The organism is bacterium, assembly GCA_037128595.1.
Lineage (GTDB): Bacteria > Verrucomicrobiota > Kiritimatiellia > CAIKKV01 > CAITUY01 > JAABPW01.
This window is the reverse complement of sequence record JBAXWB010000015.1, coordinates 102,509-118,042: the sequence shown is the minus strand read 5'-3', so window position 1 is coordinate 118,042 and position 15,534 is coordinate 102,509. Positions and strand designations below refer to the sequence as shown.

The 15,534-nt window shown below is 57.1% G+C and carries 13 protein-coding genes; 10 read left to right on the top strand and 3 right to left on the bottom strand.

Translation table 11 applies throughout. The features are described 5' to 3' along the window. The first annotated feature begins 198 nt into the window (after positions 1-198). Positions 199-1,035, top strand: coding sequence for a DNA-formamidopyrimidine glycosylase (mutM, locus tag WCS52_10925; protein MEI6167698.1), 837 nt, complete (start codon positions 199-201; stop codon positions 1,033-1,035). 218 nt (positions 1,036-1,253) lie between these two features. Here the strand turns inward: mutM and WCS52_10920 are convergent, their stop codons facing one another. Further along, positions 1,254-3,008: an IS1634 family transposase gene (locus tag WCS52_10920; GenBank protein ID MEI6167697.1), complete on the bottom strand. Its 1,755-nt coding sequence runs from the start codon at positions 3,006-3,008 to the stop codon at positions 1,254-1,256. A gap of 511 nt (positions 3,009-3,519) precedes the next feature. Here WCS52_10920 and WCS52_10915 point away from each other — a divergent pair. From WCS52_10915 to WCS52_10895, 5 genes are all read left to right on the top strand, one after another. Beyond that, entirely contained in the window at positions 3,520-4,821 is a 1,302-nt protein-coding gene (locus tag WCS52_10915; protein ID MEI6167696.1) for an endo-1,4-beta-xylanase, read from the top strand. Between the two features lie 266 nt (positions 4,822-5,087). Then, positions 5,088-6,380, top strand: a complete 1,293-nt coding sequence (thiC, locus tag WCS52_10910; protein MEI6167695.1) for a phosphomethylpyrimidine synthase ThiC — start codon at positions 5,088-5,090, stop codon at positions 6,378-6,380. Next, on the top strand, positions 6,361-7,161 hold the full coding sequence (mazG, locus tag WCS52_10905) for a nucleoside triphosphate pyrophosphohydrolase (GenBank protein ID MEI6167694.1): 801 nt from the start codon (positions 6,361-6,363) through the stop codon (positions 7,159-7,161). The genes thiC and mazG overlap by 20 nt, the downstream gene beginning before the upstream one ends. A gap of 14 nt (positions 7,162-7,175) precedes the next feature. Further along, the gene (locus tag WCS52_10900; protein ID MEI6167693.1) at positions 7,176-8,162 is read left to right on the top strand and encodes a DnaJ C-terminal domain-containing protein; all 987 of its coding nucleotides are present in this window, start codon (positions 7,176-7,178) and stop codon (positions 8,160-8,162) included. Between the two features lie 65 nt (positions 8,163-8,227). Continuing rightward, a complete protein-coding gene (locus WCS52_10895; GenBank protein MEI6167692.1) occupies positions 8,228-9,106 on the top strand; it encodes a prepilin peptidase in 879 nt (292 codons plus the stop codon). Positions 9,107-9,109: 3 nt separating this feature from the next. On the opposite strand, the gene WCS52_10890 is transcribed toward WCS52_10895, so the two are convergent. Next, entirely contained in the window at positions 9,110-9,970 is an 861-nt protein-coding gene (locus WCS52_10890; GenBank protein ID MEI6167691.1) for a class I SAM-dependent methyltransferase, read from the bottom strand. A 200-nt stretch (positions 9,971-10,170) separates the two neighbouring features. Here WCS52_10890 and feoB point away from each other — a divergent pair, with 200 nt between their 5' ends. From feoB to WCS52_10870, 4 genes are all read left to right on the top strand, one after another. After that, positions 10,171-12,177, top strand: a complete 2,007-nt coding sequence (gene feoB, locus WCS52_10885) for a ferrous iron transport protein B (GenBank protein ID MEI6167690.1) — start codon at positions 10,171-10,173, stop codon at positions 12,175-12,177. Positions 12,178-12,363: 186 nt separating this feature from the next. Beyond that, the gene (locus WCS52_10880) at positions 12,364-12,987 is read left to right on the top strand and encodes a metal-dependent transcriptional regulator (protein ID MEI6167689.1); all 624 of its coding nucleotides are present in this window, start codon (positions 12,364-12,366) and stop codon (positions 12,985-12,987) included. Positions 12,988-13,033: 46 nt separating this feature from the next. Next, on the top strand, positions 13,034-13,705 hold the full coding sequence (locus tag WCS52_10875) for a carbohydrate-binding family 9-like protein (protein MEI6167688.1): 672 nt from the start codon (positions 13,034-13,036) through the stop codon (positions 13,703-13,705). 76 nt (positions 13,706-13,781) lie between these two features. Then, positions 13,782-14,543, top strand: a complete 762-nt coding sequence (locus WCS52_10870; protein ID MEI6167687.1) for a hypothetical protein — start codon at positions 13,782-13,784, stop codon at positions 14,541-14,543. A 6-nt stretch (positions 14,544-14,549) separates the two neighbouring features. Here WCS52_10870 and WCS52_10865 read toward each other — a convergent pair whose 3' ends face one another. Beyond that, entirely contained in the window at positions 14,550-15,527 is a 978-nt protein-coding gene (locus WCS52_10865) for a serine/threonine protein kinase (protein MEI6167686.1), read from the bottom strand. Positions 15,528-15,534 lie beyond the last annotated feature (7 nt).

Here is a 15,534-nt window from a genome sequence, read left to right as displayed (position 1 = left end):
TCTTGTTACCCGCCACAAAATCATTTCCGGTGGCGCCACTGAAGGTATCCCCCGACAGGGTGATGGTAATGGTGGTAATTCACAATGGTTTTCGCGCAGAATTTGGCGGAGCCCTCAGGCCACGCTCAAAACAGTCAAAACCCTCCATTGCGCCGAAAACAGGTTTCCTATAAATTATGGACAATAAAAGGTGACATTATGCCCGAACTTCCCGAAGTAGAAACGGTTGTGAGAGATTTACGCGCCCATGGGCTGGAGCAGGCGGTCATCCGCTCGGTGGAGGTCCGCTGGCCCCGGACGATCGAGGGCCTGACCCCTGCCCATTTTTCCAAGGCCCTCTGCGGGCGCACCATTACCCGCCTCTCACGGCGCGGAAAATATATCATCCTCACTCTCGATGATGGGTTGCAACTCCTCATCCATCTCCGTATGACCGGAAAACTCCGCTATTCCGATCATGCCGAAACTCAACCGGGAAAGCATGATCACGTGCTGATTACCCTGACCAATGGACACCAGTTGATCTTCAATGATACCCGCAAATTCGGCCGGTTCCGGCTGACCCGTGCCACCGGTTCGGGTCTGACTCATCTCGGCCCCGAACCCCTTGACGACGCCTTTACCGTCCAGGTCCTGCAGACTCAACTCGAGGGCAAAACCCGTAGGATCAAACCCCTGCTGCTGGATCAGAATTGTGTGGCGGGGCTGGGCAATATCTATGTGGACGAGGCGTTGTGGCAGGCCAGGGTCCATCCGGAACGTCGGGCCGACTCCCTGACCCCTGCCGAAATAAAGCGCCTTCATCACGCCATTCGAACCGTGCTGCAGCGGGGCGTTGAAAACTGCGGCACCACCCTGGGCACCGGCGAGACCAATTTCTACAGCGTCGCCGGTCGCCGGGGTCGGAATGCCGACGCCCTGAAGGTCTTCCGCCGCACCGGCCTGCCCTGCCCTCGATGCCAGGCCATCATTGTCCGCACAGTAGTTGGCCAACGCGGCACCCATCTCTGTCCGGCCTGTCAAAGAAACACCTAAGAAAACCCTGTTTGGAGGCGACTTGACCAGGGCAACCGCATCTAAATTTCAACGGAATCGAAGAAATTTGAACACCCGCTGCGCCCTGAAGTATGCGCATGCGCTTAACTTCAGGGCTGCGCTCAAGTCGCAAAGAACGCTAACCCGAGTTCGCCAGTTGAGCGGGTATTGAAGTTATAAGTCGTTGGAAATCAACAAAACGATCTCAAAAGTCTTGACTACATTTTCAGGTTCATTGGCATATTCGGAAGTCGCAATTTCAGTCGCGTCAGGAGTACGGCCAGCTTTTTTTCTGGCTTTGATACGACACGGAGTCTGATTGTCTGCCCTTGCTTAGTCGGCAGTTGGACATCCATGGAATGGATCTGCCGCATCTCAGCCAGGAACTGCCTGGCTTCATCACCAAGGCCGCTGACCCCCATCCAATGCTCTAGCGTCCGCCACAGGCACAGGGAGAGGAAGCATACAAGGATGTGCGCCTCGACCCGGCGCTGCAGATGGTGATAGATCGGGCGCAGGGCAAGGTCGCTCTTGAGGTCGCGGAATGCGGATTCGGCCTCCGTGAGCTGGATGTACCACCGCCAGAGTTCGGCGGGGTCTTCGCAATCCGTGTTGGTACGCAGGATGTATGCGCCATGGGTTTTCTTCGCCCATTCGAGTTGCCCGGGCTTCTCGTTCATGGCAATGCCGCACGCCTCGCTCTTTTCGTTTAACAGCACTTCACACTCAAAATGTTTGGACGCTGAAGGATACCGTTCGCGCAGCCGCCCGACGCTCTGCTGGATCGACTGCGTCTTTGGGGACGGCTTCGCGGCCAAGAGACTGCTTTTCTTTTCGATGCAGGCTCTGAATTTATCCAGTTGCCGCTGAAGCATCGACTGCTCCTTCTTGGCCCGGTCGGCACTTTTGCACAGGACATATTTCTCGCTGCCGGAACCCTTGACAAGCTTGACGTTCAGGCCCTCACGGATGGACTGCCAGCCGCTACTGTCATGGAACTCGGATTCGTATCGTTTCAGCAGGCTACGGGACGCGCCCATCAGATAGAAGGATCCCCGCCCTTCGAGGAACGTGATGTTCTCTTCGCTGGACATCCCCCGGTCCGTTACCCAGACGCGGTTGGCGTGCCCGTATTTCTCCTCCATGAGGCTCACGATATCCTGCATCGTCGTCATGTCCGCACGGTTCCCCGTGAAAACCTCGTAGCCGACCGGCATCCCGTCGGGCGTCACGACCAGGCCGATACACACCTGCTTGCAGTCGGGTCGGTTGTCGCGCGAATAGCCTCGCTGGGCCAGAGGATTGGACTCGCACGCCCCCTCGAAGTAGGAACTCGTCACGTCGTACAGCATGAAGTCGAGCTTCGTTCCGAACCATTCGCCCCATCGCGACTGAAGGTGGGCGCAGACCGCGTCCTTGTGGGCAAGTATCTCATCAAGCCCCCTGTACATCCGCGTCAGGTTCACCTTTTCCTCGTCGAGCCCCAGCACATCGCATAACGCCGTGCGGGGCAGCCATTCGCCCGCGATCGCGTTCTCCGTGTCCTGCTCGCAGAACTTCGCCGCCGTCAGGACGCAGGCGATCAGGTCCCATCGGATATCCTCGCGGCCTTCCGGCATCAGCCCTGCAAACAGCCTGTCCAGCCCGAGCCTCCGCCAGACGGCCAGCGCCGCCCAGATCTGGCCAAACTCCCTGACCCTTTTTACCTCTATCCCGCTGACATTGATCTCCCTCCATTCGGGAACAGGCTTCGGTCTGTCGAACAAGTCACCCTGCACAGCGCCCCTTCGTCCGTCCAGCAATGCGGCAATGTCATCCCACGAGTGATAATATTCCTGATCTCCGGCATCGAGCTTCCCCAGATAGGAAACGATCTGATGCCGTGGACCATTCGCGGTTCGGACGGTCTTCGTCAAAGCCCAGTAGTCGTAGACCTCATCGCCTTTTTTCCGTGGGATCCTTTTTAAAAACATGCCCTGATTTTAATGCGCCACAGTATCGTTTTCAAGGGGGTGGTCTTGACTACATTTGCCTTTTGGAGAAAAACCAGACACCGACACCCTGAAACCCCAATGATTTTAAGGTTCCGGTATCCGGCAAGCGCTTGAAATGGGCAAATATTCTTTCAGAATAGACCTAACTGGCGAACTCGGGCTAAGGGGTGAACTGATTCCGTGTAAATGGTGCGGGATTTGTATGCGTCGGGTACTCCGCATAAAAATCCCGCACCTACCCGTGACAAGAGACAACACGTCTTCTGTTCTTCAAGCAAAACGTGGCGTTTGTTTTGATGCCATGTATCCGTGGCATTAAAACAAACGCCACATTAAATCTTTGCGAACTTTGCGACTTCTGTTCAAATTCTTTCGGCTTGGGTGGTATTTTAGATGCGTCTGCCATGGCAACTGTCTCCCCTAGCGACTTGACCCAGTCCCCTTCTATCTCCATACTTTCTGGTCAATGCATCAATGAAAGGCTTAATTTATGGATATGGACAAGTGGCTTGAGCGGTTGGATTTGGATAAAAACGGGCTTTCAGCGGTGGTGAGCGGGAACATTAAGAAATACCGCATGGGTGATTTCAGGCTGTCGGTGAGGGAAGCAAATAACGCGCCGGTTACGGGGGCAAAGCTCACCGTCAAGCAGGTGAGTCATGATTTCAAATTCGGCAGCAATGCCTTTATGGCGGGCGGCTTTGAAACCGCGGAACGCAACGCCACTTATGACGCGGTGTTTAAAAACACCTTCAATCAGGCCGTGCTTCCGTTTTATTGGAAAGATGACGAGCCGCAACGGGGCGTCTACCGTTTTGACAAAAACAGTCCCCCGATCCACCGCCGCCCTAATCCTGAATTTATGCTCGAATGGTGCAAAAAAGTGGAGGTCGAACCCAAGGCACACAACCTCGTATGGGACGGCTCAGGGCTTCCTGAATGGCTCCCCCGCACCCCCGAATCCCTTGACCCGCAACTGACCTTGCGGATCAAGGAACTGGCCCATCGGTTTGCCGACAAAATTCCGGTCTGGGATGTGGTCAACGAGTTTTTGTCACGTGACCGGCGCAGCTTCATGAAGGACTGTCATATTTATTACTTCAAACTGGCGCAGGAGTTATTCCCGAATTGTGAACTCATCGCCAATGAGGATACCGAGCGTACATGGGATGCCTTTACAGGTGATTCCAGCCGCTTTTATCTCTACCTGCAACATCTGCTGCTAAGCGGGTGCAAGGTGGACGGCATCGGCATGCAGTACCATCTTTTCTCAAAGAAAGAAGTGCTTCACGAGCGGCTCAACACGTCGTTGAATGCGGAAAACCTGCTTGCCTGCCAGTCGTTTTACGCCACCTTCGCCAAGGATATCCATATCAGCGAAATCTCGATCCCGTCTTATAACGAGCCGGGCAAGGGCGAGGAAATCCAGGCGAGAATGACCGAGAACCTGTTCAAAATCTGGTTTTCAGGCGAACAAAACCGTTCCATCGTCTGGTGGAATCTGGTGGACGGTTACGCCTCGCAACTGCTGCAATGGGGCTGGGACGAGAATATTTTCGGGGCGGGCCTCTTCCGCAAGGACTTGACGCCCAAGCCGGCCTTTCTGGTGGTTGAAAACCTGATCAATAAAAAGTGGCATACCGAGCAGTCCCTGACCACCGACCAGAACGGGTACGCGACCTTTAACGGCTTTCACGGCAAGTATCTTGTGACGATCGAGAAGAACGGCCATAAGACCGTAATCCCCATGCATTTCAATAAAGCCCATTATTCCTGCAGCACCCAGATATAAAGGGCGAACCCAGGGCAAACGCATCTAAATCACCAGAAAATCAAGAGTTTTGACAGAATATACAAAATGATCAGAATGGTAAGTTGGCTTTACGGCATCGAATATCTCAAATATTCAGTAAATTTTGTTCATTCTGTCAAAGAATTCGTTCATTCTAATAGGAATTTAGATGCGTCTGCCATGAGGGCGAACCCACCCCCATATTGACTCTCACCCTCAAAACCAATACTGTGTTGAGTTCATTCAAGAAAGGACTCTGAAGTCGTATGACGACACAGTTAATTGCAGCACGAAAAGGGATCATTACCGGGGTCATGGAAACCGTCGCCCGCTTTGAGGGCGTTCCGGCCACGTTGGTCCGAGATGAAATTGCGTCAGGCCGGGCCGTTTTGCCCGCCAATCCCGCCCACCCCATGGCGAAGCCCGCCATTGCCGGCCGCGTCTTCCGCACCAAGGTGAACGCCAATCTGGGCCGCTCCACTGAACGCTCTGAATCAGGGGAAGAACTCTGTAAACTGGACATCGCCCTGAAGGCGGGAGCCGATTTCGTCATGGACCTGAGCGTCGGCGATGACCTGGCCGCCATCCGGGCGGGGATGCTCAAAGCCAGCCCGGTTCCCCTGGGCACCGTGCCCATGTATGAGGCCATTTCACGGATGAATGGCAAAGCCATGGATCTCACCGCCGAGGTGCTGATCCAGGTAATCAAGGAACAGGCGGAACAGGGCGTCGACTTCATGACCCTCCATGCCGGCCTGCTCCGGCACCATGTCCCCCTCGCCCTGAAACGTAAACTGGGCATTGTCAGCCGCGGCGGATCTTTACTGGCCGAGTGGATGCTGGTCCACAAAAAGGAAAACCCCCTTTTCACCCACTGGGACGAGATCATCGAAATCTGCCGCAAACACGACGTCACCGTTTCCCTGGGCGATGGACTGCGCCCGGGCTGTCTGGCCGATGCTAGTGATGACGCCCAGTTTGCCGAACTCGATACCCTGGCCGAGCTGGTGAATTGGTGCCGCCGGGATGGCGTCCAAGTCATGGTGGAAGGACCCGGTCATGTCCCCTTCAATCAGATCCAGGCCAATATGGAGCGCCAGCAGAAAATTTGTGATGGGGCCCCCTTCTACGTACTGGGTCCGGTCGTCACCGATATCGCACCCGGCTACGACCATATCACCTCCGCCATCGGGGCCACGTCCGCAGCCTATTATGGCGCCTGCCTGCTCTGCTATGTGACGCCCGCCGAGCATCTGGGTCTGCCCACCGGCGAAGAGGTGCATCAGGGCGTGATCGCCTACCGCATCGCCGCCCATGCGGCCGATGTGGCACGTGGATTGCCGGGTGCCCGCGTGGTGGATGATGCCATGGCGGATGCCCGGTTCGCCTTTGACTGGAAACGCCAGTTCGAACTCTCCCTGGATCCGGAACACGCCCGGAAACGTTACGAACAAACCCGGGTCTGCAAAGAGAGTGAAGCCGATCATTGTTCCATGTGTGGACCCGATTTCTGCGCCATGCGTACCAGTAAGCGAATTTATGAGCACAAAGCCGATTGATCAACTCCTTGAAGTGATGCGCAAACTGCGGGATCCTGAAACAGGGTGTCCGTGGGATCGCGAGCAGAATCTGGAAACACTCAAACCGTTCCTGATCGAGGAATGTTACGAGTTGATTGACGCCATTGATTCCGGCGATGTGGCGAAGCACAAGGATGAGCTGGGCGATATGCTGCTCCAGATCGTCTTTCAGGTTCAGCTCCGCCAGGAGAAGGGGGAGTTCGGGTTTGACGATATCTGCAACGGCCTGATCGAAAAAATGGTCCGCCGCCACCCGCATGTCTTCGGCAACACCACCGTCACCGGTTCCAAGGATGTGCTGACCCAATGGGAGCAGATCAAGAACAAGGAAAAGAAAACCGGAAAACGTTCCGTGGTGGACGGCGTCCCCAACCACCTCCCCGCGTTGATGAAAGCCCATCAGGTTCAAAGCCGGGCCGCCCGGGTGGGCTTCGACTGGTCCGCCATTCATGATGTCATGGCCAAGCTGGAAGAGGAACTGGAAGAGACCAAGGAAGCCATGCGCTCGGGTAATAAGGAACATATTGCCGAGGAGATCGGGGACCTGCTCTTCTCTGTTGTCAACCTCAGCCGCTTCCAGAAGTTACACGCGGAAGAACTGCTCGCGGCGACCGTCCGCAAGTTTTCGCGCCGGTTTCAAGCGGTGGAAGGCCATGTCCATGCGGCAGGCAAACAGATGACCGACTGCACCTTGGCCGAGTTGGATGAATACTGGAATGCCGTCAAACGCGAGGAGCGACAGAACGTCGCCACCCCCTGATCGGATTGATCCCTATGAGTGTAAAATTCAAAGACTATTATGAGATTCTGGGCATTCCGCGCACGGCCAGTGCGGAAGAGATCAAGAAAACCTACCGCAAGTTGGCGCGCAAATATCATCCTGATCTGAACAAAAGCGCTGGTGCCGAAGCCCGTTTCAAGGAAATTGGCGAAGCCTATGAAGTGCTGAGTGATCCCGCCAAACGAGGCCGGTATGACCAGTTGGGACGAGACTGGCAGTCTGGCCAGGAGTTCCGCCCCCCTACCGGTGGCCCCTTCGACTTTGGCGGCACCCCGGGAGGCGGCGGACGCGGCTTCCAAGGCCAGGACATGGGCGAGTTCAGTGATTTCTTCGAGATGCTGTTCGGGCAGAACCGGGGTGGCCGCTCCTCTCGCGGCGCTCCTCAAAACATGTGGGGTGGCGGCGAAGGATTCCCCTCCCAGGGGCAGGATCATGAAGCCGAGATCTCGATCACGCTGGAGGAGGCGTGCCACGGCAGTACCAAAAGCATCAGCCTGCAAACCTCCAATCAGGATCCACGGGCTCGCACCCATGCCCAGACGAAAACCTATCAGGTCAAAATCCCCGCTGGCATCAGCGAAGGAGCCAGGATCCGGCTGGCCGGACAAGGCGGAACAGGGCCAGGCGGGGGTACCGCCGGTGACCTCTATTTGACCATCCACATTACCCCGCACCCCATCTTCAGGATTGAAGGGAATAATCTCGAGATTGATTGCCTGTTGACTCCCTGGGAGGCGGCCCTGGGCGCAAAAGTCGCGATTCCCACCTTGCAGGGTCAGGCGTTTATCACTATTCCCCCGGGAACCGAATCCGGCCAGCGTCTCCGCCTTCGCGGCAAAGGAATGCCCCAAAAGCGGGGGGTGGAGCCCGGAGACCTCGTGGCCATCATCCGGATCGTGGTCCCCAAACATATGTCCGCGAGGGAGAAAGAACTCTTCGAGGAACTCGCCAAAGTTTCCGCGTTCAACCCGCGGGTGTAAAACGGGTGGGTGAAAGGGATTAGGATTAGGATTAAGATTACGATTAAGATCAGGAGAGCCGCCCTATGACCAGTTGCCAAGCCATTGCCTCATTGAGCCCGGGATTGTATCTTTACCTAACGGGGCTTGTATTCTGGTTTGGCGCCTGCATGGGAAGCTTCCTTAACGTATGTATCTACCGGATCCCCCGTGAAGAATCCGTAATCAGCCCCGGCTCGCACTGTCCCCATTGCAATCACGCCATCCGCTGGTACGACAACATCCCGCTCGTCAGCTTCTGCGTGCTGCGGGCCCGGTGCCGGCATTGCCAGGGTGCCATTTCGCCGCGCTACGTCATCGTGGAAACCCTGATTGCCGTGCTCTTTGTCATGGTATGGCTCAAACTCAACCCGGCGCCGTTTCTGGCCATGACGCACATCTGTCACTTTGCCATCATTCCCATCTTCTGGTTGGCGGTTTTCGGCCTGGCCCTGGGTACCTTTGTGGACCTGGAACACATGATCATCCCGGACCGGGTATCATTGGGTGGGATCGTGCTGGGTCTGGGATTCAGCACGCTGGTGCCGGCCTTGCAAGGCCAGCCGGATGCGTATGGCGGCTTTGTCTCATCCCTGCTCGGGGGCTCGCTGGGGGTCGGGCTGTTATGGGCGATTGCCGTGCTGGGCAAACTGGTTTTCCGCAAGGATGCCATGGGGATGGGCGATGTCAAACTCATGGGCGCCATTGGCGCGTTTCTGGGCTGGCCGGCCGTCGTCTTCACCCTGATGGCCTCCTCCTTCCTGGGAGCCGGCTTCGGGGTTTCAATGATTCTTGCCGGCAAAAAAGAGATGCAAAGCCGCATCCCGTTCGGTCCCTACATTGCGGCGGCCGCCCTGATCTGGATGCTGTGGGGCCCCACCATCCTGAACGCCTATCTTAATTGGCTCATGCCGCCGGTGGGGTAATGACTACACCGACCACCGGGCGAAAAAGCCGGTGGGGAGAACGCGTCGGCAGGCGGCATTTTTCATGACCATCGTACCGGCCTCGATCTTACCCCCGAACCGGTCCAGCCAGGGCACCAGCAGATTTTTCATCAGGGGCGGGGAAAAACCGAGCGTGTGACAGGTAAACAACACGAACCGGGGCCGGTCTGACATCAGCGGTAACAGCGAATCCAGCAACGGCATCAAGTGTTCTTCCAGGATCCACTTCTCACCGCCAGGGCCTTTTCCGTAACTAGGGGGATCGAAAATGATGGCGTCATATTTCCGTTCACGACGCCCTTCCCTTGCCACAAATTTGGTGACATCATCGGTGATCCACCGGATCGGGGCGGCCTTGAGCCCGCTGGCCTCCGCATTCCGCCGCGCCCAATCATTGATATCCTGAACCGCATCCACATGGCAGACCTCGGCCCCGGCCCGGGCGGCCTGAAGCGTCATCGCCCCGGTGTAGGCAAACAGATGCAGCACCCGGCAGGGGGCCGGCCCGGTCTTCACCTGATCCGCCACCCAATCCCAATGGCAGGTATGCTCGGGAAACAGCCCCATATGCCCGAAGCCGGTCGGCTTGATCATAAACGTGAGATCATCCCATTTAAGCGGCCACTGGGGGGGCGGCGGGCGGGTAAAGGACCAGTCCCCACCCCCGGTGTTGCTGCGATGATAGACCCCAACGGCCTGTTTCCACAGGTCCGGCCGTTCCGGATGCCACAACGCCACCGGCGAGGGACGGTTGAACACATAGGAGCCGAATCGCTCTAGCCGGCATCCATCACCCGCATCCAGAAACTCATAATCCGAAGTTGTCCGTGCCGCCAGTTCCATAAACCGCCTCATTCTTTAAGAAATTGAACCCGCCAGAAAAAAATGCCGCCCCAGGTCAGTTTTCTTCTTGTGGGAGGGGCACTACGTGCCGCGACTGGCCATCTCAGGACCCAACAGAGTCTGTCGCGGCGCATAGCGCCCCTCCCACAAGAAAAACTGGCAAGCCATTCACTCCATTGGTAATATCGGAACCCTTCGCAATGAACAAGACTACATTTTTAAAACTGATCGGCGCGGTGAACGCCAGCGAGTCCGGGGTTGAACCCAAAGCCGATGCGCCGTTGATTCTGCTGGTGGGAAACCCGAATGTCGGCAAAAGTGCCCTCTTCAACCGGCTGACCGGTCAATATGTGACCGTATCCAATTATCCGGGCACCACCGTTGAAGTGTCCCATGGTCATTGCCAGGAATTGGGCCGTGACTGCGAAATTGTCGACACCCCCGGCACGTACAGCCTGCTCCCCATTACCGAGGAGGAACGGGTGGCCAGCGACATCCTCTTTTCCCCACGGGTCAAAGTGGTGGTGCATGTGGTGGATGCCAAAAACCTGGACCGCATGCTCGGGCTCACCCTGCAACTGATTGAGACCGGGCGGCCGGTGGTCCTCGCGCTGAACATGATGGACGAAGCGCGCGCCCTCGGCATCACCATTGATCATGCCACCCTTTCGGAGCGACTGGGCATCCCCGTCATCCCCACCGTGTCACTGACCGGGGAAGGGATCAATAAACTGATTGCCCGGCTCAAGACGCCACCGCCCCTCTCCATGCTCCGGACCGAATGCGGCTCCATCATCGAGCAGGGCATTATCGCCATTGCCACCCTCATGTCCCCCGCCAGTTCCATTTCGCCGCGGACCCGGGCCACCCTGCTGTTGCAAAGTGACCTGCGGGAACAGGAGCGGCTGGTCAGGGAAGTCGGCGAAAAAACTGCCGCGAACATTCTCGACATCGTGGCCAACACGAAAGCCAAGCTGAATCACTCCCCGCATTATTACGTCACGCTCTCCCTGCGCACCCATACGGGCCAACTCCTGGAAGGCTGCCTGAGCCTTCCCGTCCGGGCCCCCGCCCGGATACGGAACCTGATCAACCGGATCTGCACCCAGCCCCTCACCGGCTACCCGCTGGTCTTCATCGTCCTCTACTTCGGCCTCTACCAGTTCGTGGGCCAGTTCGGCGCCGGCACCTGCGTGAACTTTCTTGAAAACAGTGTCTTTAAAACCCACCTCATTCCGTGGATCATCCGCATGGTGGACGCCCTGCATCCCTGGGCGCCCCTGCGCGACTTGCTGATCGGGGAATACGGGGTTCTGACTCTTGGGCTACGTTATGCCATTGCCATCATCTTCCCGATCGTCGGCGCCTTTTTCCTCTTCTTCGCCACCCTTGAGGATAGCGGCTATCTGCCACGCCTGGCCCTGCTGGTTGACCGGGGATTCAAACGCATCGGCCTGAATGGCCGCGCGGTCATCCCCATGGTGCTCGGCTTCGGGTGCGACACCATGGCCACCCTGGTCACCCGGACTCTGGAAACAACCCGGGAGCGCATCATCTGCACCATTCTGCTGGCGTTAGCCATTCCCTGTTCCGCCCAATTAGGGGTCATTATCGGGTTACTCTCCGGCCAGGGCGCCGCCCTGGCCATCTGGGCCTTGGTCGTCACCGGGGTCATGCTCCTGACCGGCTGGCTGGCCGCCAAACTGTTACCCGGCGAGCCGCCCATGTTTTACATGGAGCTCCCGCCCCTGCGTCTGCCCACCCTCGGCAATGTCCTGATTAAAACTTACTCCCGTATGGTCTGGTATTTCCGGGAAATCCTGCCGATGTTCATCATCGCCAGCGTCCTGATCTGGATCGGCCAGATTACCGGCCTGTTCCAACTCCTGATCAAAAACCTGATCCCCGTTATCCGGGCGCTGGGGCTGCCGGACGAGTCAGCGGTCGCCTTCCTGTTCGGATTCTTCCGCCGTGATTACGGGGCGGCCGGGCTCTACGACCTGCAAAAAACCGGCCTGATGACCGCCCATCAGCTCACCGTGGCGGCTATTACCCTGACGTTGTTCCTGCCCTGCATCGCCCAGTTCCTGGTCATGCAGAAGGAGCGGGGTACCAAGGTGACCTTATGGATTTCGGCAGGGGTGCTGGTCACCGCCTTTTCGACCGGGTATCTGACCCATATCGTCTTACTCTGGATGCATTTCTAATGAAGTGTTCATTTTGCCAACGCGAATTTGATGACGAGCAGGCCAAAGATGCCTGTAGTGGCTGTCCGTCGGGAGGGGGCTGCCATCTGGTGAAATGCCCTTATTGCGGGTATGAATCGCCACGAGAGCCGGGACTGATCAAAAAGATCCGGGCCTTTTTCAAAAAGAATAACAGGGAGAAAAATCATGAATGACCCCCGGATTGAGGAAGTCCTTGAGGATCTGTATCTCCAGCACGAGCGCCACACACGTCCGCCGCGTCCAGCCACTGACGACACGCTGAAGGCTGCGGTAGCGGCCGGGCTGATTACCCTCACGGCCGGCCAGCCCACCCTCACGGAAAGCGGCCTGCAAGGAGGCCGCGACGTCGTGCGCCGGCACCGTCTTGCGGAATGCCTGCTCAAGGATGTCCTGCAGGTCACCGGGGAAGAAGCCGAGGAAGACGCCTGCCAGTTTGAGCATATTTTACGCCCGGGACTGGAAGACAAAATCTGTACCCTGCTCGGGCATCCCCTGACCTGCCCCGACGGCCATCCCATCCCGCGCGGGAACTGCTGCCTCAAAGCCGCAGAGGATCGTGTGCAGGAAGTGGGTCCCCTCTGCGACGGACGCGCCGGCCAGCGGGGGGTGGTCGCCTACCTGAGCACGCGGGATAACCGCGAGATCCAGAAATTGATGGCCATGGGCATCCTGCCCGGCTCCGACGTCTGCCTGATCCGGCTCTTCCCATCGTACATCTTTGAAATCGGACAAAGCCAATTCACCGTGGATCGAATCCTCGCGGAAAAAATCTTTGTACATTGGCAGTGAATGCCAGCATTCAGAAGTCGGAATTCAGAACGAAAGCCATAACACGATGACCTACACTATTCGTAAAACCAAACAGGCCCCGGAACTGAGCGGAAACTGGAATGATGCCCTCTGGAGCCAGGCGGAAACCTTGAAAGTTGAATCCTTCCACCCGCGGGGTTCCGACCACCGCCCCGGTGTTCAAGCACGGCTGCTCTATGATGACGCCCATATTTATGTCCACTTTCAAGTGGATGACCGATACGTCCGGAGCGTGATCACCCAGCCCCAAGGCCCGGTATGCACGGACAGTTGTGTTGAATTTTTCTTTAAACCCAAACCGGACGGCGGGTACCTGAACGTTGAAGTCAATGGGGGGGGCACGTTTTTATGCTCCTATGTTGAGAACCATCGCCGCGTCCCGGGGGGATTTGAGAAATTTACCCAGCTCGATGTGAGCTGGCTGGCCCAAATCCGCTGCCATCACAGCCTGCCGGACGTCGTGGAACCCGAACTGACCGCCCCCTGTCTATGGCATCTGGCCTATGCCCTACCTCTCGCCCTGATTGAATCCTGCACCGGGCCACTAGGGCCTCTTGCCGGACAAACCTGGACGGCGAATTTCTACAAATGCGGCGATAAAACCTCCCACCCGCACTGGGGTTCCTGGGCGCCGATCGGGGAAGAGCTGAACTTTCACATGCCCGAATTCTTCGCGCCCATCCGTTTCGGGGAATAACGACCTAAAAATTAATTCACCCCTCACCAAAAAACACCTTGAAACCACCCCGTTTTAACCGCTAGTATCCCGTCCTATGAAAACCTACGCATACATACTGACGTTTCTGGCTGCGGCCATGGTTAGCACCTATACGTTCGCATCCGGCGCAGACGGCTCAGCCTATCAAGGCGCGCTCTTTAACGGCGACTCCACAAAGCTTTATGATACCCCGCACAATGGCGGCCCCCGGCTTTTCAGCGTCGGGGTGGGTGTGGAGCAGCAAAAGCGCGGCATGGAATACGATAATGGCTTCGCAGGCAGTGATTTGGAAGTCAATCACATGGCGGCTACCATTGGCTTTGATGCCACCAAATGGCTGACGTTATACGGTGGCTTGGGCGGGGCTGATGTGAAACTCGGTAACCAGAACCTGAACTCTGAAAACAGCGATTACAATGCGGAATGGCAAGTGGGCGGACTGATTCGCCTGCTGGATTACCTTGTGCTGGAACCCTGGAATGATACGGATCAGTACTGGGTGGGCCTTGACCTGAATTCCTATTTCCGCAATACCACGGTGGATTCAGGAAACTCATCTGACAATCTGTCGGAAATTTTCTCCTCCTTGACGATGAGCTTCTATTCTAAACCCGAAAAACCGGGATCATGGAATCGGGTGGGTTTTTACGTCGGGCCCGCCTTCTCCTCCATGTCTTTCGGAGATCAATCAGAGAGCCAGTTATTCGGCGTGATCGGGGGCTTGCAACTGAACCCCTCCGCAAACGTTGGCATCAAGTTGGGCTTCGAGCAGTTTGACAATACGGGAATGGGTGCGAGCGTTACGTTCCACTTCTGATAACGCTCACTCGATCCCCGCTTCAATTTCGTGCCGCTGTTTCTCCAACTCGGCCAGTTCCTGCCGCCAGAACGCCTGACTGCCCCAGTCAGGTGACAGGCGGGCAAATCCTCCATCCGCCTTCTGACGGGCACACCAAGCGGTGAAATGGATGAAATGCATGGCCCTCAGGGGCTCGATCAGCTTCAGCGTTTCATAGGGGAAATTCCGGAACGTCTCATAGCCGTCGAGCAATAAATCCAGCTCACCCCGGGCGCGGGGAAGCCGATCCGGCAGAATCATCCAGAGATCCTGAACGGCAGGTCCGACCGCCATATCATCGAAATCCAGCAGATGATAGCCCTCCCCGGGCCGGAACAGGATGTTCCCCCTATGGCAATCGGCATGCAACCGCAGGGTCTCCACACCCTCAAAGAGGGGCGTGATCTCCTTTACCAGGGAAACAACACACTCCTCATAGGCGCGCCGGTACTGGGCGGGCAACGTACCCGAGCGCAGAATAAAATCCAAGTGCGCCAGGGTGGAGCGTTGGGGATGAAGCAGGAGCCGGTCACGCGGCGTCCGGTTGCTGCCGATGACGTGCATCCGGCCTATCAGCCGCCCCAACTGCACCCAGTCTTCCGGTGAAGGCTCATCCAGGGGGCGCCCGCCCCGTTTCGGGAACACCGCGAACCAGGTGTCCCCTATCTTGTGGAGCAACTGACCATCCGCCCCGGGGATCGGCGGCACCACGGGTAGCTCCGCCGCCGCCAGTTCCTTCAGGAAATCCAGCTCATCCTGCAGGGCATCATAACTCCACCGGCCCGGCCGGTAGAATTTCACAATCAGAAATCCTCCGGCATCCAGCCCCACCTCATACACCCGGTTGATATAGCTATTGAGAGGCCGACAGAGGTTGCTGCAACGCACCTGAAGCGCATCCTCCACCGCATTGATCACGGTATCGGGATCAAGATGACTAAAATCAGCAACTTCAGTAGACATCGGGCTC